This is a genomic window from Ferdinandcohnia sp. FSL W7-1320, assembly GCF_038050315.1.
In the GTDB taxonomy this organism is placed as follows: Bacteria; Bacillota; Bacilli; order Bacillales; family Bacillaceae_L; genus Ferdinandcohnia; species Ferdinandcohnia aciditolerans.
Window position 1 is genome coordinate 4,051,822 of sequence record NZ_JBBPAM010000001.1, and the last position, 21,942, is coordinate 4,073,763.

A 21,942-nucleotide genomic window follows, 5' to 3' on the forward strand; every position below is an offset into this window, starting at 1 on the left:
ATTCGATCCCCTTTTATTTTTGATCTAGTGCATCAAAATCACTGCTGGATAGTGGGCGTACAAGTTTTGTTACCCCTGTCATTTCCAAGGCACTAACTAGGTAATAAGCAAAAACACCAGCAAACAAGATGGAACCTACGAATCTAGCAACTAGGAACAAAATGAGATTCCAGGTAGCTAAGTCACCTATTTCTCCATACGCAAAATCCATTATTACTGACCCTAGACAAGAAGCTATTGCTGCCAAGACGACCACAGCAAGATTATATTTTCTATATCGAAAGAGCATAAACACTGCTTCAGCAAACAGCCCCTGTACAACACCGTACAGCAGAACGGTTAGGCCCCATGGAGACCCTAAAATAAATTCACCTGAGGCAGCTGCAATTTCTGCCAGTAATGCAACACCAGGTTTACGAATCACAAGATACGCAACAGTCGCTGCAATAAACCACATTCCATAGATTAACTGATCGGCGTGCAGCCCAATCGGCTTTACAACATAATATAAAGAACCCCAAACAATATAAACAATTCCAAATGCAATGGCGATTACGATCGTAACCAAAATATCAGTTAGTTTTAATCCTTTGCTCATTAATACCTCTCCTCTTCTCCTTCGTTCAGACAGATAGTTTTGATTGAACTGGCCAGTTCTCTAATTTGTACGCCATTTCCCAAAAGGAGTATTCATATTGACTACTAATCATAAAATGTTCCTTCATGCGGTCACGATCCTCTTGCGTCGCTTTTTCTGCCAATTCATTTACTCTATCGATCTGTTCTTCAACTAGTTCTTTAAACCAATCCCCACCATACGCCGCAATCCACTCCTGATAAATCGGCTCTTCTGGTTTGCAACCTTTAAGTCTTTCACCAATTTCATAATATAGCCAATAACATGGTAATAAAGCAGCAATTACATCACCCAAATGACCTGAATATGCGGCTCTATACAAGTGTGATGTATATGCATATGCTGTCGGTGCGGGTTTAAAGTTTTTTCTTTCTTCCTCCGTAATCCCAAGTCTTCCGGAAAAGCTTTTATGCAGCGCTAGTTCGGCCTCGTAAGTTCCTTGAGCGTGAATAGCAAGCCTGTTTGTTGTATGTAAGTCCTCCGCCTTTGCTGCGCCTAAAGATTGCACTTTTGCAAAATGAGTTAAGTAATAGGCATCCTGCATGACATAGTAACGGAAACATTTAATTGGTAATGTACCGTCTCCAATCCCTGTGACAAATGGATGGTCAAAGCTTGCCTCCCAAATATCGTTTGCCTCTTTACGTATTTCTTCTGAAAATAACATGTTCAATTCTCCTCCCTTTACTGTTATTTGCAAAATAAAAAACCACCTTCTTTACCAACGTAAAGAAAGTGGTTTGGATTTAGACAAATAAAAATAAAGAGACCCGTCTACCCACTTCCCTACGCTGGTATCAACCAGATCAGGTTCTAAGGGTCTCAAGGTTATGATAAAACAATCCTCAATCTCAGCCTTCCGGTAAACGATTCAAAGGTATAACACCATTAATACATTTACCTTATTTAAAGGCACCCCTAGTGGAATAATATTATTTATGCAATTTTTCTTATTTCCAATCATAACATGTTGGAAATAATTATCAAGGCTTTTTTAAGTTTTACTAGTTACTCTACATAAACTGCTGTTCCATATGCAATAATTTCAGATGCATTTTGCATAACAGCTGAGGTTTGTAATCGCATCCCGATTACTGCATTTGCTCCTTTTGCTTTTGCATCTTCCACCATTCGACCAATTGCTTTTTGGCGGGCTTCTTCTAGCATTTCAGTATAATCGGAGATCTCTCCTCCAACAATTGTTTTTAATCCAGCCATTATATCTTTACCAATATGCTTTGACTGAACTGTACCTCCTCTTGCAAATCCTTTAAGTTCTTTTACTTCTTTTCCAGGTACAAAATCAGTAGTCACGATAATCATTTTCGTCATCCTCCTCTTTCTCACGTTTTCGTTCCCATACTAATAGGGCAAATAATAGAATAATGGCAACCATGTAAAAGGCATAGAATGTTAGTGCCTTTGAAATATCAATAAACAAAAATACAATTCCTACGATTTGTCCAACAATGGCTATCATTAATACAATATATTTTGCAATATTCCTCATCATTCCCTACCTGCTTTACGTCGATAAATTTTTCTTGCAATAATAAGATAACAAAGAAGGGGCAACGGTGATTGAATTAATCCCCATATTCCCCAAAACCAATAATTATGCCCCCGCTTTCGAGCATCTAAAAACAACCAAAAGCTTTGAATAAGAAGGGCAATCACTGCCACCATAATAAGTAGAGTATCATTCGTATTCATGTACAATCACCTTTTTTCGATAACGAAAGAAGCTATATACTGGAAAGCTAATTGTTGCAATACCTTGAATCACAATAAATGCAAGAGGAAGACGGAAAAATGACGTTATTAAAGCCGTCATGATGAATAATGCAATCAAAATAAATGCGGTCAGTTCTCGTCTAAACTTCTTCTTTTGTTTTTGTTGTGCAGTTGCTACCATTTGTTCAAATACTTGTAGGTCCGGAGTGAAAACCGAGTAATGATGATCTATTTTAGTGAGTGCTTCATTTATATCTTGAATCGTTTCTGGATCCTCTTCAAGTCGTTGTTCGTTTTTTAATAGAGTTAGCTTGTTTTTCTTCATTAGGTCTCAACTCCTTTCTCACTGTATGAATTCCATTATGTATTCTTGATTTAACAGTACCGATGGCGATATGAAGCATATCAGCGATTTCTTCATATGAATATCCATAATAATGTTTGAGAACAATTGGAATCCGAATTTCATCTGAAAGCCTTCCCAGTGCATCAAGAACATCATTCCAATCCTCAGAATGGTTCTCGAATTGCCACTTCATTTTTCGTAATGCTTGCTCCTGTTGATAATTTTGTTCGCGTTTCTTTTTGCGGATAGTGTCTATGTATAAGTTCGTAGCAATTGTTATGAGCCATGAGGAGAATTTTGCTTTACCGTTATACATATTAATTTTTTCCATGCTTTTCATCATTGCCTCTTGTGCGATGTCTTCAGCAATATCAGGTTTCATTGTAACTTTTATTAAATACTTAACTAAAAAAGGATAATGTTCTTTAAAAAGCATTGCAAACGCGAGTGAGTCACCACGCTTTGCACTGCGAATTAGTTCCTTTTCATCCATGCATTGAATTCTCCCCCGAGAAAATTTGTTATTTTTTATTTTTCGCTAATAATACGTATGAAGTCATTAAAAAGTTCACTCTCAGTTAAAAAAAATTTATTATATACGTTTTCAACAGTTTAACCCATCCTATAGAAAATTACATTCCCCATTTTGACTCAAAATGGAGTTATCCTCGGATCTTGCCCAAATCATGCGAAATTAGGATTCTTGCTTGGAGATTTCCATTGGCCCTTGCCTGTATCACACCTTTATTCAGACTCATGACTGGGGATTTCCTCCGGCCTTGTCTGAATCACACCATTATTCAGACTCATCCTTGGAGATTTCCTCGGGCCATGTCTGAAATCACACCATTATTCGGACTCATACTTAGTGGTTTCCTCTGGCCTTGTCTGAATCACACCCGCATTCGGACTCATGCCTAGAGATTTCCTATAGCCTTGTCCGAATCACACCCTTATTCAGACTCATACTTAGTTGTTTCCTCCGGCCTTGTCTGAATCACACCATTATTCAGACTCATACTTGGAGATTTCCTCGGGCCATGTCTGAAATCACACCATTATTCGGACTCATCCTTAGTAGTTTCCTCTGGCCTTGTCTGAATCACACCCGCATTCGGACTCATGCTTGGAAATTTCCTTTTGCCTTGTCCGAATCACACCATTTTTCGGACTCATGCCTAGAGATTTCCTATAGACTTGTCCGAATCACACCCTTATTCAGACTCATACTAGGGGATTTTCTCTTGCCTTGTCTGAATCACACCCTTATTCAGACTCATACTAGGGGATTTTCTCTGACCTTGTCTGAATCACACCCGCATTCGGACTCATGCCTAGAGATTTCCTATAGACTTGTCCGAATCACACCCTTATTCAGACTCATACTAGGGGATTTTCTCTGACCTTGTCTGAATCACACCCGCATTCGGACTAATGACCGGAAATTTCATCGGGTGTTGTCTGAATCACACCATTTTTCAGACTCATACTTGGAGATTTCCTCTGGCCTTGTCCGAATCACACCCTTATTCAGACTCATACTAGGGGATTTTCTCTGGCCTTGTCCGAATCACACCCTTATTCGGACTCATGCCTAGAGATTTCCTATAGCCTTGTCCGAATCACACCCTTATTCAGACTCATGCATGAAGGTTTCCTCTGGCCTTGTCTGAATCACACCCGCATTCAGACACATGCATGAAGATTTCCTCTGGCCTTGTCCGAATCACACCCTTATTCAGACTCATACTAGGGGATTTCCTCTGACCTTGTCTGAATCACACCCGCATTCGGACTCATGACCGGAAATTTCCTCGGGTGTTGTCTGAATCACATCATTTTTCAGACTCATACTTGGAGATTTCCCCTGGCCTTGTCTGAATCACACTATTTTTCGGACTCATGCCTAGAGATTTCCTATAGCCTTGTCCGAATCACACTTTCTTTCCGACTCTTGCTCGCTTTCTTCTAATATCCTAGACGCAATAACACTTTACAAATTCAACGCAAAAAAGAAAAGCAGCTTTTGAGTAAGCTGCTTTTCGATTCATATTATTCTTTATCTGTTGGCTCCGCTTTTCTAGTTTGGACTAATTCATCCGTTAACTGGTCGATGCTGTTTTTCACATTACCTTTACCAGATAGGTTTTCAATTATTTCTTTTACATCAATACCTGAGGATGCTTTTAACGACTCTTGAAGAGTTGACATCAAATTAGTAGCATAACCAGTTACCTTATTGGCTCCACTATTTTCCCCATTACTACCAGTATCCACAACTGTAATTTTGTCGATATTTGATAATGGTGCTGCCACTTCTTTCGCATATTGAGGAAGCATTTTAATAACCATATCGAGGATAGCCGCTTTCCCATATTGCTCGAATGCTTCTGCAATTTTTTGTTTTGCTTCTGCTTCTGCAAGACCTTTCAAACGGATAATATCTGCTTCAGATTCCCCTTGTGCACGTTGTGCTTCCGCTTTTGCAAGACCATCAATACGGATTTTCTCTGCTTCCGCCTTTGCCATTGCTTCAATTCGATATTTATTTGCATCTGCTTCAGCTAACTGTTTCGCTTTTTCAGCTTCTGCCGCTTGAACAACTGAGTAACGGTCAGCATCTGCTTTCTTCTTAACCTCTGAATCGTACTGCTTCTCACGACGTAGGATCTCTTTTTCTTCGAGTTCAATTTGCTTCTGTCTTTCAATGATTTGGATTTGCATTTGCTGTTCAGTTACCTCTTGTTTCGCTCTCGCTTCCTCTAAGTGGTATGCTTGGTCAGCACGTGCTTTCGCGATATCCTGCTCTCTACGGAATTCAGCAATTTTCAATTGATTGATTTTTTCTGCTTCCGCAACCTCAGTAGCTCGCTCTAACTCAGACTTCTGCGCTTCTTTCTCGGCTTCTGCACGTTTAATACGTGTTTCTTTTTCAGCTTCAGCTGTTGCAATATCTGCGTCACGCTTTACTTGAGCAATTCTTGGCTTACCAAGTGAATCTAAGTAACCATTCTTATCACGAACATCCTTAATTGTAAACGACACAATGATAAGACCCATTTTCGCTAAATCCTGTGATGCGACACGTTGTACTTCTTGTGAAAACTTATCACGATTTTTATAGATTTCTTCGACGGTCATTGAACCGAGGATTGAACGAAGATGACCTTCTAATACTTCTCTTGCTTCATTTTCTCGATCTTCTTTTCGCTTACCTAAAAATTGTTCTGCTGCTGTTGCAATTTCAGATATGGAACCACCGATTTTAATAATTGCTGTTCCATCCGCCATTACCGGCACACCTTGCTCTGTGTAAACTTCGGGTGTTTGAACATCTAGTTTACTAGATAAGAGACTTAAAGGTTCAGCCTGTTGGAAGACAGGAAGTACAAATGTACCGCCACCGCGGACAATTTTGATTCGATTTCCTGATTCGTCTACATGAACATTTTTGCCACCTAAATAACTACCCGTTACAATAAGAGCTTCATCGGGACCAGCCGTTCTGTACTTTGTAACAAATACCCCAATAAGTGCAAGAAGTAAAAATGCGACTACCCCAATTACAATCCAAATTCCTGTTGTCATTGTTGATTTCCCCCTTTAATCATCATATTTTGGTAAGGCAGGACGTAGGCAACGCCTTCCTTTACATCTATAATAAGAACCTTTTCATCATATGGAATTGGTTCATTATTAAAGCTCTTAGCAGATTTAGCGATTGTGCCACTGATTCCCTCAATGACAACCTCGCCGAAGCCATCAATCGGGATTGAAGTAATTACTTTTCCAATTCTCCCTTTCAAATCTTCTTCCCTGTATACCATCGATTCCTCAGCAGAAGACAACGGGATTAATACAAATACATTTAATAATGTGACTAAAATAAGTGCTAATACAAGTGAAATAACAAAAATTAATAAACTATGAAAGGAAAGTATTTTTTCAAAAATGTACCCAGATGCGCTCAAAAAGGTGAGGAATGAGAAGATAAGTGTTGGGCTTAAGAAACTATCTGGAAAAATTCCCTCTAAAAAATCGCCAAATAGGATAAAAAGAAGGGTACCGATTCCACTAATGACTAAGCCAATCAAATAAATCGTTTCAATGTCATATCCGAATAATTCCATAGCTTCACCTCCAAATCCAACATAATAATTATGAAATTTTCTTTACACTCTCATTTACGGAAAATACTTGAAAAAGGTTTCATTTTTTTAAAAAGAATTTTAGATAATTTGTAATCCAGAAGTAAATCTTATGTAACAATCGTATTAAACAAAAAAGAAAGATCCCTTCATCCGGGACCTTCCTCTTAGTCATCATTATGCTTCTTTCTCTTTTTTTCTTCCTTTTTACGCTCTTTCTCTTTTTCTTTCCTTTTTTTCGCTTCTTCTTTCTTCTTTTTTCCTTCTTCTTTCCACTTATCTTTACCTTTGCCGTTATCATTTTTCTTATCTTGGTTCTTCCACTCATTCTCCTTTTTCTGAACAGGAGCCTGATAGGCTGGGAGATTAAATGAAGTTGGTGGGGTATTACTTAATGACTGTTGCATCAATTCTTTAAAAATGGTTGCAGCCGTTGAACTAGTAGTCGTTAAATAGTGATTTTCATCTGTCTTGTCATATCCAAGCCAGACTGCACCAACAAGTTCAGGCGTATATCCGACCATCCAAATATCCTTTGCCCCATTTACACCATCAATAGCTACCTGAGTTGAACCGGTCTTACCTGCTACTTCTCTTCCCTCTATTTTCGCATTTCGACCAGACCCGTTCTCAACAGCACCTTTCAGCAAGAATGTCATTCTTTTTGCAACCTCTGGGGTTGTAATTTGTACAGGCTCTTCTTTCCACTCGGCAATGGTTTCGCCATTTGTATCAATAATTTTTGAAATTGCATGTGCCTTCATCTTTTTCCCTTCATTTGGAAAGGTTGTATAGGCTTCAGCCATGTGAATGGGGGCGACCCCCTTATCCAGACCTCCAAGAGCAAGACTCAAATTATGATCATTTTCCGTAATCGGAAGACCAAATTCGTTTACAGCATCAATCCCGCTTTTTAGTCCAATTTCATTTAAGAGCCACACTGCTGGAACATTATCGGAATTCCTCACTGCATCGTATAAAGTGACACTGCCTTTAAAACTTCCACTTACATTTGATGGTTGGTAGCCGTTGAAACTCATTGGTTTATCAGGGAGGACATCATACACACTGTAGCCTCGTTCCAAAGCTGGCGTGTATACTGAAAGTGGTTTGATTGTTGAACCCGGCTGCCTTTTCAATTGAGTCGCATGATTGAAACCACGAAATACATGCTCACCACGACCTCCAACTAGAGCGTTTATTCCACCCGTCTTCGGGTCTACTAAAATAGCACCACTTTGTAGCAATTGATCTTCTGGACTTGCAGGAAATAGGCTGTCATTATTGTATACATTTTCAGCAGATTCCTGCATGTGAGGATCAAGTTCTGTATAAATTTCCAAACCACCAGACATCACCTCATTTTGGGTGAGTCCATATTTTTCAATGGCTTCTTCAATAATATAGTCGACGTAAAATGGGTATTTTCCTTCATATGGATCAAGTTGTCGTCCCTTGAACACGATTTCTTGTGCCTTTGCTTCCTTCACTTGGTCAGAAGATAAATAACCCTGTTCCTCCATCGCTGCTAATACAAGATCCCTGCGGTTAAGCGATTTTTCCTCGTTAATTAATGGGTTCATCGTCGAAGGTGCTTTAATAATACCAGCAAGAATGGCTCCTTCACTAACTGTTAGTTCATTAACCTCTTTGCCAAAATACGTTCTTGAAGCATTTTTTATGCCCCATGCCCCTTCACCAAAATAGATTTGATTCAAATACATTTCAATTATTTTTTCCTTTGAAAATGTACGTTCTATCTTTTGAGCAAGGAAGAATTCATCAATTTTTCGTTTCAGGGTTTGATCATGAGTTAGAAAGACGTTCTTTGTTAATTGCTGGGTAATCGTACTTCCGCCCTCGACAATACCACCCGCTTTTAAATTTCGGAAAAGCGCACGAAAAATACCGATATAATCCACCCCCGGATGTTTGTAAAATCGACGGTCTTCAATGGCAACTAAGGCATTGATAACATGTGGCGGAATTTTTTCATAGCTGACACCTTCGATTTTAGGTCCAGGTACCTTACTCGCGATTTCTCCATTTTTATCATAGATAATAGTTGGTTCCGGCAATGGATTGTTCAAAGCACTAACATCCCGAGAATTGATATACATGTTGAGCCCAATAGTAATAACTAAAATAAAAACCAACCCAATTAACAGGATGATTTTTACCTTTCCTACTTCGGACAATGTCTTCATGAAGTTTTTTCCCATTATTCGAATGCCCTCCAAATGTGCTAGTAAGAATAATATCGCAAAAATAGCGCTACATATATTTATTCGAACAAGAAATGTTTTTATGTTCATACAAAAGATATATTTTTAAAAAATTGGTTAGCGGAGGGGGAACTGTCGCGAATTAGCTTTTTAAGAATTCTTTAATTTGATTTGTGAGTTCAGTTCTATCGTATGAGCGGTATAGGTTACTTGCAAGTCGTATTGGGTCACCGAAGAAAAAACGCTCGTATAGGGTTTGTCGTGATCCGAATGCACTAACACAAAGATCCCATGCGAGTCTAAATAGTTTAACTCTATCATACGCATTAGCGTTTGCAGCTTGTAAATATTGATCAAGATCAGCCCTCATATCAGAAGCAAAATCTTTTTCAGTTGGAATTGAAACTAATCCACTTGCACCTAATAGCTGAAGAATCTCGGTAAAACGTGGGTATAGACGAGGGTATAAATTTATCGCACTGTATAGAGGATTGATTGCAGGTGCCATTGTACCCCATTTATCCAATTTCGATTGCAGTTCAGATGATAATAATAATGCTTTCAAAGATTCTAGCCCAACTATAATTTCACTGATTTTCTCTTGTACATGCTGATATTCACCAATGTTAATAGTGTCCACTAAAGCTTGGGCTACTCCAAGCAGACATTCCGTTTTGACAACCTGTCTAGAAAGAACTTGATGCAGGACCAATGGAAAGAAGCTTGATTCTGTATACATTTTATTGGCACAATCAATACTTTCATTCAAAAAGACCCGTTCCCAAGGAACAAGAACATTATTAAAAACGATGATCGTATCCATTTCTTCAAATCTCGAGCTTAGAGGATGATCAAACGTTGATTCTCTATATGCAAATGATTCTCTGCAGAGAAAAGTTAATCCTTTTGTGTTACTTGGAATTGAGAAGGCAAAAGCATAATCTTTATTAACTATATTTCCACCGGACGGAAAGACGATTAACTCATCTGTAATCCCCCCCTGTGTAGCTAGCAATCTTGCACCATGAATAATAATTCCATCTGTTCTTTTTTCAATAACCTTGGCAGCTATAATTTTATCTTCGTCCTCCATATGAAAAAGGGAACGGTTTGTTTGTGGATTTATAAAGGTGTGGGTAAATGAATAATCATTTTCACATGCTTCCTCATAAAACCTACGGAGATTTTTCACAAACTCCGGATTATTAGAAGAAAATAAATCAGCAGCATTAACAGCCATTAAGCACGTATTCATATAATCAGGGGATCTTCCCATCATTCCAAGTGTACTTTTTGCCCAAGTTTGTATCATAAGACGTCTTTTTTCTAAATCCTCTTTGGTTCTCGGCTCTAGATAGGAAGTTCCTATTTGATTACCAGTTATAGAAGAAGGAAAGGTCATGATGTCTTGATTTGATGATTTACATTGAAGGTCATAGAGCTTCGCTTGACTCTCAATGACTCCACGGAAAGCAGGATGCTCAGAAATATTCCCCTTCACCTTTTCCCCGTCAATCCATATATCAGAATGCAGTTTATTAATTCTATTAATATATTCTTTACCGGAAATTATTCCCATTTACTAACACCTCCACAGGCTACTAACCTAAAATATGCGCCTCTTTAATATCACGTGAGACCATTTTTCAAGAACAACCTGTGGAGAGATTTGAACTTCCGAAGATGTTTAGCACCTAGTTGAAAACTTCAGGTGTCGGTAGACACGAAATGGAACTATCGAACAAATTCTAAGATGTCTGTATACATCCTAGAGTGATAGTACATCCCAAATTTCAGGCCACGTTCGATAATTCTTTTTTGATCTCCTTCATATCCTCGAGCCACTACTTCATATATTTCGTTTGCATGTTGCACATCAAGTACCTCATGATCTGTAAAATGAACGAGTGATTTGTTTTCGCTCCCATAGTTGTTTTTCGCAAATTGGCCAACTAATGGAGAAACACGGGCAACAATTTCTTCAATTACACCTAGTGCGGCAAGCCCTTCCAAATAATGATAGTGGAGACAGAGATCAGTTAATGCACGGTTGTATGCAAGAACGGGTATGCATGGTTCGCTTTCGTATATTTCTTCTTCAGATATACCAATCCCTTTCAAAAACTGTTTATACGTCTCGCTATGAACATATTTCTCGTTCATTTTCCCATGCTCTTCAAACAAGTTTTCCACAAGTGGCATTCTCATTCGATAGTCTGACATATTCGTTAAAATCGCTGACAAAAAGCGTGGAAAGTAAAGAACGACGTGGTAAATTTGAAGTGCAATCTCCTTTTGTTGTTCTGCAGAAAATTCCCCTTTTGCCAAAGCCACAAATAATGGATGTTGTTCAATTTCCTCACCTTGAAACATACCAACTGTCACATTCTTTAACTCTACAAATTTCTCCATTATTACATCCTCCTAAATAAGTGTTATTTCATGAAAATCCATTGAAAGGTTTGCAGGAATATCCCCGTAAGCAAATGTTGTTGATGAATGTTTTATATAAAAAGGGTTACATCGATACTGCTCTACTTCTTCGGAAGATACTCCAAAAAATAAATAGGTAAATCGATGTTTATAGGTCTTTTGAATATAAGAGATATATTTCTGTCGATATCTTTTAGGAGCTTCTCGCGCTGTGAAAAACGCCAAATAGCCATGCTGAAATTCCTCACGTTTATCAGGCAATGGTGGGCAACCAACTGCGCGACAAATCAAATTTACTATTTTAAACAGGAAAGGAAGTCTCCTGGAAAGTCGCAGCTTTCTAGCATCTGATTGATTCACAAGCTTACAGATAGCTAGGTCGTCCTTCTGATCTCTAATAACTAAGAACACACCATTGTCTTTTAAGAAAATTTTCTTATCATATAGAGCAAAGTCTTTAGACGTAGCAAAGCTCTTGTAAATCTGCCATGCCTCTTCCCCTTCAATTTCAAATACATCCAAATGATTGTTCCGATATTTAAAGAACATAGGTACACCAATATGAAACGTTCTTCCCAGTTCAATTCCACTTGGAAGGAGCCCATTGCCTTTTATCATGGATGCTTTGTTTGAATTGGTATCAAGAACGGTAGAATACATCCATTTGACTGCACCTTCATTTTGATAAAGAGATACTAATTGTTGTGTCAAGCGATAGTAAGCAAAAGTCCGGTGGAAGTCGGGATGAATCCTTAAGTCATTTAAGTAATACACATGTTTACAGGCCCCTTCAATGACCCTCTTTTGCTGACTCACTGCAACACAGCCAATTAATGCACTTCCTTTAAACAATCCGAAATGCCTTGTCTTTCCAAATTCCTCTGACAGCTTAAAAAAGTTCGGAGACCGATCAACATAGAAGAGATTGCTACCTGTACTTGATTCATTCGATAATTGAAGCAATTGTAATCCGTGAGATTCATCAAGTTCCATAAATGAATAAGTCATACAAATTGCCCGACTGTTATTTTTTGATATAACATCGAACGTTCTAAAGTCTCACAGCGCAATGACAACTCTTCATCACGTATAAACCGATCCGGCAATGTACTCATACTAAGCATATTTCGGAACATTAAGACACTATTTGCTGATTTAGCTTGAATAACTCGGCAACAAATCGATGCTTTTCCTTTTTCATCTGCCCAGTCAAATACATTTGACAAATAAAACGCATCGATCGAATTTTCCTTCTCCAATAAACTTTGGATACTCACTGGATAAATGAACATTTTATCAATATTTCTTTTTACTTCTTCATATCCTTCTGGAGTTAAATAGAAAGGAACCCCCTCGACATGATCATATAAATAAGTAGAAAATAATATTTGGCTCAAAAAATAATTATTGTGAATCGGCTTTGTTTTCACTTCCTTTTCAAATTGACTTAAAAAGAAATTCCCGAAATCATGTTCACTGGCATTCTTAAACATAAAACTAGGAAAAAATTGTAGGTGTGTCGTTTTACTTAACAATATTTTTACAGCTGTTCGCCATTGGGCAGTTGTTAGATACTCTTCATAAAATCTCTGTTGCTCATCAAGGTTTTTGGCAGAAAACAACTGATTCCAAACAGTCTCGTCATATACATTCCGGCAAATGTTTCCTCCTATAAATCTGTAAAAACGCTCATTTATCCCACAATGATTAATTCCCTCTTCTATTTCACTACGATGCAGCTCCCAAAAATGTCTCGCGTATTCTGGCAATTCTTCAGCTATCTCTTCATACATCTCACCCCGATTATCACAATCCGTTTCCCCGATAAAAGAAAGGAAATCATTTAACGAAAACTGCTGTATCGCTGCCTTTTTCAATTCAATTAGAGCACATTGCGCAGGATTCACATCAACACAGAGAACTTGGTTGATCGTGTCAGTCAGAATGGAAAATGCTGTACATCCACCTGATCCAACAACAAGTACTTTCTGTGGCCCTACTATTCTTGAAATCTCTCTTTCTACTAAACTGTCTTCTCTAATTTGCGAAAAATAAATGTTAGACATTACTTACAACCCCTCCCCCGAATAAATCCAGAACTTCTTTTTTTCCTTCTTTCCAATTCAGCATTCTTTTTCTTCCGCTTTCCAGTTGACGATTGAATGTAGCTCGAGCACTTGGACCATCCGGTATTGTAGAGTATAGGACGACATTCATTCCCTGTGATAGCTCCACTTTTCTTGAACAAAGCCAATTCTCTACCTCTGGATAAGTTGATTTATATTGATAAAGTGGATCTATTGATTTTGAGGTTAGACGTTCAATATCTAACTCATATATATGTGAAAGCTTTTTTGAGAAAACGTGAACATTTTCCTTTACTTCTTCAGGAACCTCGGATACCTGGAATTTCGGGTAAGCGCAATCATTAAACAGCGCTTTAAAAAACACCAAAACGTCCGGATTCTCAATTTCTGCAAGCAGGTGTATTTTTCTACCTATATTTTCATCCATTAATACTTCAATATAAGACATAAAAAGGTCTAGAAAACTGCTCATCCTCGAAAACAGGGGACCGAAGTATACAAACTTGTCATCTCCTTGTTCAAAGGTTTGAACAAGTTGGAAGGCCAAAAGCTTTTGATTTCGTCTTAAGCATACAGCCTGTTCATATCTTTCAAATCTCGGAAAAAGGTATTCCTCCCCCACTTTGCTTACTCGCCTTAAAAACAAAAGCATTTCTTCTTTGTGTTTGATAAGTAATTGATTTGTCCTGATAATCTCTAATGATTGAGTCACTCATCTCACCAACCAATTCCTATAGTGTAAAATTACACCATTTATTCTATAGTGTAATTTTACACCAGGAAAGATAAATTTCAAGTATATTTCCTTAATTTTCTATAGATAATAAAAGAACCTAGTAAATACATAGATACCTGACGTACAGTTGTATTTTCAGGAAACACAACTTTAAACTTATATTACATTTTTGTAAACTTTGTAAAATTTTTATTGTAATTTCGACAAATTTAGATAAAAATATTCTTTGTATGTTTTTATATTTCATTATTGGAGGAACAATATTATGTTCGCAAATAAGAAAAAGGACGTTTTTTTTGATGCACTTACATCTATCTCTGCAAACTTGAAAGAGGCAGCAGATTATTTCGTACAGTTTAAAATTAAAAATGTAAGTGACTTGAAAGAGTTTTCGAGTCAAATGAAAGAATATGAGACAATTGGTGACGATGTCATTCATGGCTTGATAACTCAACTTAATAAATCTTTCATCACACCGATTGAGCGAGAAGATATTCTACAATTGGCTATGAAAATGGATGATGTTTTAGATGGAATGGAGCAATGCGCAGCACGTTTTGAGATGTATTCTTTGACTATTACAGACGAATACATGACTACATATGCTGACTATATCCATAAAAGTACGGTTGAAATCTTCCATGCCATTGAACTTCTTACAAATAAAAAGCTGCTAGATATGCGTACACATGCGATTAAAATCAATGATTATGAATCACAATGTGACGAACTCTTAAGGGTTTCCATCAAACAACTTTTCCAAACTGAAAAGGACCCAATTAAAATTATCCAACTAAAAGAGATTTATGAGATTCTTGAAGGCATTTCGGACTTCTGCGAGGATGTTGCGGATACTTTAGAGACCATTATCATGAGAAATGCATAAAGTTGATGTTCAAAACGTGTGGTGAAAATGACGAATCGAAATTCTAGTTGGCTTGCTTCGGTACTCGGGAGTTCGCGCCGCCTTGAAATTTCGACGCTCAGGATGTGTTAGTGTTGACAATGAATTAGGACGTGACGTTTTTGTCGACTCAGGTCCTTTCCACCCTCCTTTTTGAACACATATTATAAGGGAGAATCTTATTAATGGACACTTTATTAATTTTAACGGTTTTAATTGTTTTTTTTGCGTTAGCATTTGACTTCATTAACGGCTTTCATGATACGGCTAATGCGATAGCGACAAGTGTTTCAACAAAGGCACTTAAGCCAAGAGTTGCTATTGTCCTTGCGGCCTCCATGAACTTTATTGGTGCAATTACATTTACGGGTGTTGCTAAAACAATAACGAAAGATATTGTTGATCCTTTTGCAATAGAAAATGGATCAGTTGTTATCTTAGCAGCCCTGCTTTCTGCAATTGCATGGAACTTGATAACATGGTACTACGGAATCCCAAGTAGTTCCTCTCATGCTTTAATCGGGTCCATTGCTGGAGCAGCAATTTCCGCTGCAGGCATTGGGATTTTGAATTACAGTGGATTTATAAAAATTTTAGAAGCACTCATTCTTTCCCCCTTTATTGCATTAGCAGTTGGATTTCTAATGATGAGCCTTTTTAAAGTTATTTTCAAAAACACAAATCTTTATAAAACAAACAAGGGTTTCAGGATCTTTCAAATATTCACAGCTGCCCTTCAATCTTTTACCCATGGTACAAATGACGCTCAAAAAGCGATGGGGATTATCACGATGGCATTAATTGCAGGTGGATTTACAACCTCTACCGATATACCACTTTGGGTGAGAATTGCTGCAGCAACTGCAATGGGGCTCGGTACATCAATAGGTGGTTGGAAAATCATTAAAACGGTCGGCGGTAAAATTATGAAAATCCGTCCAATAAATGGCGCGGCTGCTGACCTATCTTCTGCTCTAATCATTTTTGGAGCGACTTATATTCATTTACCAGTTAGTACAACACATGTGATTTCATCCGCAATCATGGGGGTCGGTTCTGCTCAACGTGTAAAAGGCGTAAAATGGGGTGTTGCCCGTAAAATCGTCCTCACTTGGGTGATTACACTTCCAATCTCAGCATTGTTAGCAGCACTCATTTATCAAATCATTAACCTATTTTTCTAAAAGGTGGCAAATGCTGCCTTTTTTTATTGCCATGATAAATAATTAAGATTATAATATATTTAAGATGACTTAAATATTTATTAACATTAACCTTAAAGGATGATTAATCATGGATACGAAAGCCTATATGAAAGAAACCTTTAATCTACTCGATGAAGTTAATTCCCTATTACTTCAAGAATTCGAATCGATATTTCACTTTGATATCACTACAAAACAATCAATCGTTTTACATCATGTCTATCAAGCCAAAACAATTACAGTAAATGAATTAGCGCAACTTATGAAAATCTCAGCAAGTGCTGTCAGTCAATTACTAAACAAATTAGAAAGTGAACTATATATTAAAAGAGAAATAAACCCAAAGAATAGGCGTGAAATTCTCATATCTCTTGGTTCAAAAGGAATCAAATTATATGAGGAAAGTGACAAAATCGACCAAAGAATAATGGAAAAATATTACTCGAAACTTACCGAAGAAGAAATGATACAATTCCAAACAATTGTGCGAAAACTTCATACGATTATTACTACCTCAAATAATGAGTAGGAATGAAGGAGGAATTTTTATGGTGCACTCACTCAAGAAGAACAGATCAATTTATATTTTTATTATCTTGGCACTATTAATCATTAGCTCAAATTATACAGTGATGGTCATTCAGCCATTTGAGCCTGTCACAGATACTTTGATTCTCGCAACCTTGTTTGATTTAACAATCGTTTTACCTCTATTCTTCTATATATTTGTGGTTCGAAACCGTTTTTCCATGATTACTCTTCTTCCTGTTGTGATTGGCGGCTTTTGGTTTGCATACTTCATTGTTCCCCATCATGATATCGCTATTTTTAATTATGCAAAATACGGAATCTTTCTAATCGAAGGCCTCTTTATTGCAATTGAAATATTTCTTGCCGTCTTGTTAATTCGTAAAATTCCAACTCTCATCCAGCACTACAAACAAGAAAAAGAATACTCTTTTTATTATCCTGCAACTATTCGTAGAGCCTTACATCAAACATTCGGAAAGAAAAAACTTCTAGATATCCTTGTTTACGATTTCACCATTTTCTATTATGCATTCTTCGTTTGGAAGAAAAAATGGGATAGTAAATCAGGTACTCGTGTTTTTACCATTCATACTGAATCAGGATATTTTGGGTTGTTTATCATGTTAGTACATGCGATGGTGATAGAGGTAATCGGAGTTCATTTTTTAATAGCCCATTTTTGGAGCCCTATTGCAGCATGGATATTTACCATTTTCGATTTATATGCTCTTGCTTGGATTATTGCAGACTATCAGGCTGTACGTCTTTCACCAATTGTAATTAAAGACCGTAAGCTCTTCGCACAGGTTGGAATTAGACGTGAAATAGAAGTTGATTTAGACAATATAAAATCAATAAAAAGAACTGTTACAGATAAGAAGGCTAGAGCTCAGGAAAAAAATAGTTTTGCGATCACACTACCTGATTTCTTTGAAGAAGATCCACAGTTTGAAATTGAATTAAAATCCTCAGTTGTTGCTTACCTCCCCTTTGGGAAGAAAACGGATATCACTAAGCTATATGTAACAGTTGATGAAAAAGAAGCATTCCTTCAGGAAATGAATAGCTTTGTCAAAGAAAATCATAATGTATTCCAACTTTAAGCATATAAGTGTATTTTGCTCGGCAGCTTTGCCGAGTTTTTTCAGTTTTGGGTTGAATTGAAGGCTAGTCTATTCTACTAACTTTTTAATATACATATAATAAGGCAGGTTATAAGGAAGTGATTTAATTGAAATCATTTATTCATAGAAAAAAGACATTATATCGTGGGTTAATTTTTATTGTTGTGTATCTTAATACATTGTTAACCTTTGCCATTTTATATATTTTTTTAGATTTACTAGACCTTGGAGCGGTACATGACCATTATGCATCCGATTCGCATCAAGAACAGTCATTAGATATTGTAACCCGGTCGTTATATTTTAGTGCCATTACCCTCTTGTCTGTTGGATATGGCGACGTAACTCCATTTGGAGTCTCAAGAGCTGTAGCGATTATTGAAGCATTAATCGGTTATTTGTTACCTGTGGTCATCGTGATTCAGTTTCTCCCTCCTTTTCGAAATACAGAAGGTGATAATTATCCGTATGATTAGAAATGAGCTAGTCCACCAATGGGCTAGCTCCTCATTTTAAAAAGGTTGTTCATCTTGTGCCATTTCAACTAGATGGCCGGCTCTTTCCACTTTCGTCTTTAAGTATTTTTGGTTAAACTCCGACACATCTCCCCAAATTGGCATCCGTTCTGAGACATTCATACCTGAATTTTTAAGGGCTTCAATTTTTTTAGGATTATTTGTTATTAACGAAACTGGTTTAGACCGTAACGTCTTCAAGACCCGAATCGCATCGTCGTAATTTCTAGCATCATCCTTAAACCCTAGTTGGATATTTGCTTCAACTGTATCTAATCCATTCTCTTGAAGGATATAAGCCATCGCTTTACTAAATAAGCCTATTCCTCGACCTTCATGATTAGCTAAATAGAATAAAGCACCTGCCCCATGGTCCACAATAATTCTCATAGATTGCTTTAGTTGATATCCGCAATCACAACGTTTGCTTCCAAAAATATCACCCGTATGACAAATACTATGCATTCGAATTAAAGCCTCATCTGCATTTTCAAAATCTCCATATACTAATACACTGGATTGCTGTTTTTCAGCAAGGTTTGTTGATGAAAGCTTATCAATGATTCGATTTGCATCCAACGTTACCTCATCACAAAGTAGCCAGCAATACCACTGAAAAATGACTGTCTCTCCATCTAAATTCACAGGAAGCTTAATTGGCCCAACTAAGTAAATTGCTTTATCTCCTCTTTCAATGAGTTTAATTTTCTCCTGTAAGATGGAAATAATTTCTTTTGAAATCACGAATAATCCCCCTTGCTCATTTGGTTACAAGTAGTTTTTGATTATTATCATATATTTATCCACCCCATCTTTCTCGTTTTTAAGGCTTTAGTCTTGCTTTCTGAAGTTAAAAAATGATATAGTTACCTAGGTAACTAATTATAAAGAAATATTCAGAGGTGTTTATATGCAAACTGGACATACTCTATTTCACGCAGTTCATCAGTTATCACGACAGCTTACTAAACATGTAAATGAAACTTTAGAACCCTTCGGACTATTTGGCGCACAATGGTCCGTTTTATTTGTTTTAAAAACAAAAGGGACATTAACACAATCTGAGCTATGTGACTACTTAACTGTTGAGGCACCGCCGATGACACGAAATATACAAAAGCTAGTTAAACTTGGATATGTCAGACAGGTTCAAGGAACTGACAAGCGTACTAAGCAAATTGAATTAACGAAAAAGGCACTAACTGAGTATCCAAAATGGGAACAAGCTATAATCGAAATGAATAAAAAGCTCTTAGAAAATTACCCAACAGAATTACAGAATCAGGTATATCACCTTTTAAACCATTGGTTCTGTCAGATTAAGAACTAACACCAGGAGGGAAACTATGGGGAAACAAAAACTTTGGACGAAGGATTTTATTAATCTTTCGGTTAGTAACTTTTTTGTATTTTTGACGTTTTACTATTTATTGGTTTCATTACCGGTATACACGTTGAATGATTTGGGCGGAAATGAATTAGAAGCAGGACTCATGATTACTGTATTTTTATTCTCTGCTATCATCGTCCGTCCTTTTGCGGGTCGATGGTTAAATACCATTGGTAGAAAGAATGTCCTTACTCTTTCATTACTTATCTTTATGATTTCATCGCTATTCTATTTCTTCACTCCATCCATCTACTCTGTTTTATTGTTACGTTTATTCCATGGAATTGGATTCGGAATGGCAACAACCGCTGCTGGAGGAATTGTTGCAGACGTTATCCCCGATTCTCGAAAAGGAGAAGGCATGGGATATTTTATTATGTCAAACAACTTAGCAATGGTTATTGGTCCATTCTTAGGGCTAACACTATTGAATAAATCCGGAATGAATAGCGTATTCATTGTTGGAGCAATTTGTTCGATGCTTGCGTTGGTAACAGGCTATTTTGTAAAAGTTCCTGAAAGAGCACATGAAGAATTACTAAAAGAAAAAACAGTAAAAACAAAATTGTCTTTCGGGGATCTGTTTGAGGTTCCTGCGATAAAAATTTCCATTGTCGGTGGACTATTAGGGATTGTATACTCTTCACTCTTATCTTTCGTTTCAGTATATGCCCAAGAAATTGGATTATTTGAGGTTTCAAGTTTCTTTTTCGTGGTATATGCCATTGTACTATTAGTATCTAGACCTTTCACTGGAAGATGGTTTGATCAATATGGAGCAAATAAAATTGTCTATCCATCGATTGTAGTGTTTGCTATTGGAATGTTGTGTCTTGGGATTTCATCAACTTCCTTGATGTTCTTAATTGCTGCTGCTTTAATTGGTTTAGGCTGGGGAACATTATTCCCAAGTTTCCAAACAATTGCTGTTCAAGCTGCAGCCCCTACGCGCAGAGGAACAGCAACAGCTACATTCTTATCCATTTTTGACACTGGAATTGGTTTAGGCTCATCAATTGTAGGCCTTATAAGCGCACAAATCGGACTCGGCACCTTCTATTTCTTTAGTGCCTTTTATGTGATATTCGGGATTATACTCTATTATTTTCTTCATGATCGTAGATCGAAATTTGGTGTACAAACGGAACAAACTTATAATTAAACATCAGCATCCATCTAGGATAGAAGGGATTTTTCCTTTCTGTCCTTTCTAATTTTGATCTAGAGATGATGTAATTTAAACTTAAGCAGATGATTAGATTGACATGATGTTAATGGGTATAATTATGATTGAATACTATTTTACATAAGGAGTGATTGAACAATGTTTGATGTTGTTATAGTAGGCGCTGGTCCTGCAGGCGCAAGTGCAGCTTTATTTACAGCAAAGGCTGGTAAGAAAACATTACTTTTAGATAGTGATAAAGGTATGACCAAGCGTGCTTGGGTTGAAAACCATTATGGCGTTATGGAAATTGAAGGCCCTGAACTAGTTGAAATTGGCCAAAAACAAGCGGCGAAATTTGGTGCTGAGGTTGTTCAACAGCCTGTGACTTCTATTGAAAAAACTGAAAACGGTTTTAAGATTGTTACTGATAACGGTGATTACGAAGGAAAATACGTAGTTTTTGCTACTGGGGCTTTAACGGACGTAGCTGCATCTGCAGGAGTTGCCACTAAAGAAGGCACGGAGCCTCGTATCAAAACAGTTCTTGATGTGGATGCATCTGGTAAAACAAATGTTGAGGGAATCTGGGCTGCTGGTACGTGTGCAGGTGTAAGTGTTCATACAATAATTACAGCTGGCGACGGTGCTAAAGTTGCGATTAATATCATCAGTGAAATCAATGGTGAGCGTTATGTTGACCATGACGTGTTGAAAAAATAACATGCTAATTAAAGCCAGGTGAATAATATCTCCTGGCTT

The 21,942-nt window shown here is 37.3% G+C and carries 24 protein-coding genes and 1 riboswitch; of the genes, 8 read left to right on the forward strand and 16 right to left on the reverse strand.

Going from position 1 to position 21,942, the window contains the following annotated elements:
* Positions 1 to 13: 13 nt before the first annotated feature.
* From NST91_RS19880 to NST91_RS19950, 15 genes are all read right to left on the reverse strand, one after another.
* A complete protein-coding gene (locus NST91_RS19880; protein WP_341332527.1) occupies positions 14 to 598 on the reverse strand; it encodes an ECF transporter S component in 585 nt (194 codons plus the stop codon).
* Between the two features lie 25 nt (positions 599 to 623).
* On the reverse strand, positions 624 to 1,304 hold the full coding sequence (tenA, locus tag NST91_RS19885) for a thiaminase II (protein ID WP_341332528.1): 681 nt from the start codon (positions 1,302 to 1,304) through the stop codon (positions 624 to 626).
* Positions 1,305 to 1,403: 99 nt separating this feature from the next.
* A riboswitch (TPP riboswitch) is annotated at positions 1,404 to 1,567 on the reverse strand.
* 78 nt (positions 1,568 to 1,645) lie between these two features.
* A complete protein-coding gene (locus tag NST91_RS19890; protein WP_121447125.1) occupies positions 1,646 to 1,960 on the reverse strand; it encodes a heavy metal-binding domain-containing protein in 315 nt (104 codons plus the stop codon).
* Positions 1,941 to 2,150 carry a hypothetical protein gene (locus NST91_RS19895; protein ID WP_257215761.1) on the reverse strand — a complete coding sequence of 70 codons (210 nt, stop codon included), beginning with the start codon at positions 2,148 to 2,150 and terminating at the stop codon, positions 1,941 to 1,943. Before NST91_RS19895 ends, NST91_RS19890 begins: the two co-directional genes overlap by 20 nt.
* Entirely contained in the window at positions 2,147 to 2,350 is a 204-nt protein-coding gene (locus tag NST91_RS19900) for a sigmaY antisigma factor component (RefSeq protein ID WP_121447126.1), read from the reverse strand. The genes NST91_RS19895 and NST91_RS19900 overlap by 4 nt, the downstream gene beginning before the upstream one ends.
* Positions 2,337 to 2,696: a YxlC family protein gene (locus NST91_RS19905; RefSeq protein ID WP_341332529.1), complete on the reverse strand. Its 360-nt coding sequence runs from the start codon at positions 2,694 to 2,696 to the stop codon at positions 2,337 to 2,339. Before NST91_RS19905 ends, NST91_RS19900 begins: the two co-directional genes overlap by 14 nt.
* A complete protein-coding gene (sigY, locus tag NST91_RS19910) occupies positions 2,650 to 3,210 on the reverse strand; it encodes an RNA polymerase sigma factor SigY (RefSeq protein WP_341332530.1) in 561 nt (186 codons plus the stop codon). Before sigY ends, NST91_RS19905 begins: the two co-directional genes overlap by 47 nt.
* A 1,559-nt stretch (positions 3,211 to 4,769) precedes the next feature.
* Positions 4,770 to 6,305, reverse strand: coding sequence for a flotillin lipid rafts scaffold protein FloT (gene floT, locus NST91_RS19915; protein ID WP_341332531.1), 1,536 nt, complete (start codon positions 6,303 to 6,305; stop codon positions 4,770 to 4,772).
* Complete coding sequence (locus NST91_RS19920; protein ID WP_121447130.1) at positions 6,302 to 6,847, reverse strand: NfeD family membrane protein; 546 nt, start codon at positions 6,845 to 6,847, stop codon at positions 6,302 to 6,304. Before NST91_RS19920 ends, floT begins: the two co-directional genes overlap by 4 nt.
* A 185-nt stretch (positions 6,848 to 7,032) precedes the next feature.
* Entirely contained in the window at positions 7,033 to 9,096 is a 2,064-nt protein-coding gene (locus NST91_RS19925) for a transglycosylase domain-containing protein (RefSeq protein ID WP_445724517.1), read from the reverse strand.
* Positions 9,097 to 9,232: 136 nt separating this feature from the next.
* On the reverse strand, positions 9,233 to 10,669 hold the full coding sequence (gene hpaB / locus NST91_RS19930; RefSeq protein WP_341332533.1) for a 4-hydroxyphenylacetate 3-monooxygenase, oxygenase component: 1,437 nt from the start codon (positions 10,667 to 10,669) through the stop codon (positions 9,233 to 9,235).
* A gap of 155 nt (positions 10,670 to 10,824) precedes the next feature.
* Positions 10,825 to 11,502, reverse strand: a complete 678-nt coding sequence (locus tag NST91_RS19935; RefSeq protein ID WP_341332534.1) for an iron-containing redox enzyme family protein — start codon at positions 11,500 to 11,502, stop codon at positions 10,825 to 10,827.
* A gap of 12 nt (positions 11,503 to 11,514) precedes the next feature.
* Positions 11,515 to 12,531 carry a hypothetical protein gene (locus tag NST91_RS19940; RefSeq protein WP_341332535.1) on the reverse strand — a complete coding sequence of 339 codons (1,017 nt, stop codon included), beginning with the start codon at positions 12,529 to 12,531 and terminating at the stop codon, positions 11,515 to 11,517.
* Positions 12,528 to 13,589, reverse strand: coding sequence for a DUF3419 family protein (locus tag NST91_RS19945; protein WP_341332536.1), 1,062 nt, complete (start codon positions 13,587 to 13,589; stop codon positions 12,528 to 12,530). The genes NST91_RS19940 and NST91_RS19945 overlap by 4 nt, the downstream gene beginning before the upstream one ends.
* On the reverse strand, positions 13,582 to 14,322 hold the full coding sequence (locus NST91_RS19950; RefSeq protein WP_341332537.1) for a hypothetical protein: 741 nt from the start codon (positions 14,320 to 14,322) through the stop codon (positions 13,582 to 13,584). The genes NST91_RS19945 and NST91_RS19950 overlap by 8 nt, the downstream gene beginning before the upstream one ends.
* Positions 14,323 to 14,611: 289 nt before the next feature.
* Between NST91_RS19950 and NST91_RS19955 the strand changes: the two genes are divergently transcribed.
* The 5 genes from NST91_RS19955 (at position 14,612) to NST91_RS19975 (ending at position 18,586) form a co-directional block, all read left to right on the forward strand.
* Positions 14,612 to 15,232, forward strand: coding sequence for a DUF47 domain-containing protein (locus NST91_RS19955; protein ID WP_341332538.1), 621 nt, complete (start codon positions 14,612 to 14,614; stop codon positions 15,230 to 15,232).
* A gap of 203 nt (positions 15,233 to 15,435) precedes the next feature.
* On the forward strand, positions 15,436 to 16,434 hold the full coding sequence (locus tag NST91_RS19960) for an inorganic phosphate transporter (RefSeq protein ID WP_341332539.1): 999 nt from the start codon (positions 15,436 to 15,438) through the stop codon (positions 16,432 to 16,434).
* Between the two features lie 109 nt (positions 16,435 to 16,543).
* On the forward strand, positions 16,544 to 16,984 hold the full coding sequence (locus NST91_RS19965) for a MarR family winged helix-turn-helix transcriptional regulator (RefSeq protein WP_341332540.1): 441 nt from the start codon (positions 16,544 to 16,546) through the stop codon (positions 16,982 to 16,984).
* Between the two features lie 19 nt (positions 16,985 to 17,003).
* Positions 17,004 to 18,089 carry a hypothetical protein gene (locus NST91_RS19970; RefSeq protein ID WP_341332541.1) on the forward strand — a complete coding sequence of 362 codons (1,086 nt, stop codon included), beginning with the start codon at positions 17,004 to 17,006 and terminating at the stop codon, positions 18,087 to 18,089.
* A 128-nt stretch (positions 18,090 to 18,217) separates the two neighbouring features.
* Entirely contained in the window at positions 18,218 to 18,586 is a 369-nt protein-coding gene (locus NST91_RS19975; protein WP_121447141.1) for an ion channel, read from the forward strand.
* Between the two features lie 36 nt (positions 18,587 to 18,622).
* On the opposite strand, the gene NST91_RS19980 is transcribed toward NST91_RS19975, so the two are convergent.
* Positions 18,623 to 19,369: a GTP cyclohydrolase II gene (locus tag NST91_RS19980; protein WP_341332542.1), complete on the reverse strand. Its 747-nt coding sequence runs from the start codon at positions 19,367 to 19,369 to the stop codon at positions 18,623 to 18,625.
* Positions 19,370 to 19,535: 166 nt separating this feature from the next.
* Here NST91_RS19980 and NST91_RS19985 point away from each other — a divergent pair, with 166 nt between their 5' ends.
* The 3 genes from NST91_RS19985 (at position 19,536) to NST91_RS19995 (ending at position 21,903) form a co-directional block, all read left to right on the forward strand.
* Positions 19,536 to 19,955, forward strand: coding sequence for a MarR family winged helix-turn-helix transcriptional regulator (locus tag NST91_RS19985; protein ID WP_341332543.1), 420 nt, complete (start codon positions 19,536 to 19,538; stop codon positions 19,953 to 19,955).
* Between the two features lie 16 nt (positions 19,956 to 19,971).
* A complete protein-coding gene (locus NST91_RS19990) occupies positions 19,972 to 21,177 on the forward strand; it encodes an MFS transporter (protein WP_341332544.1) in 1,206 nt (401 codons plus the stop codon).
* Positions 21,178 to 21,339: 162 nt separating this feature from the next.
* A complete protein-coding gene (locus NST91_RS19995) occupies positions 21,340 to 21,903 on the forward strand; it encodes an FAD-dependent oxidoreductase (protein ID WP_341332545.1) in 564 nt (187 codons plus the stop codon).
* Positions 21,904 to 21,942: the final 39 nt, after the last annotated feature.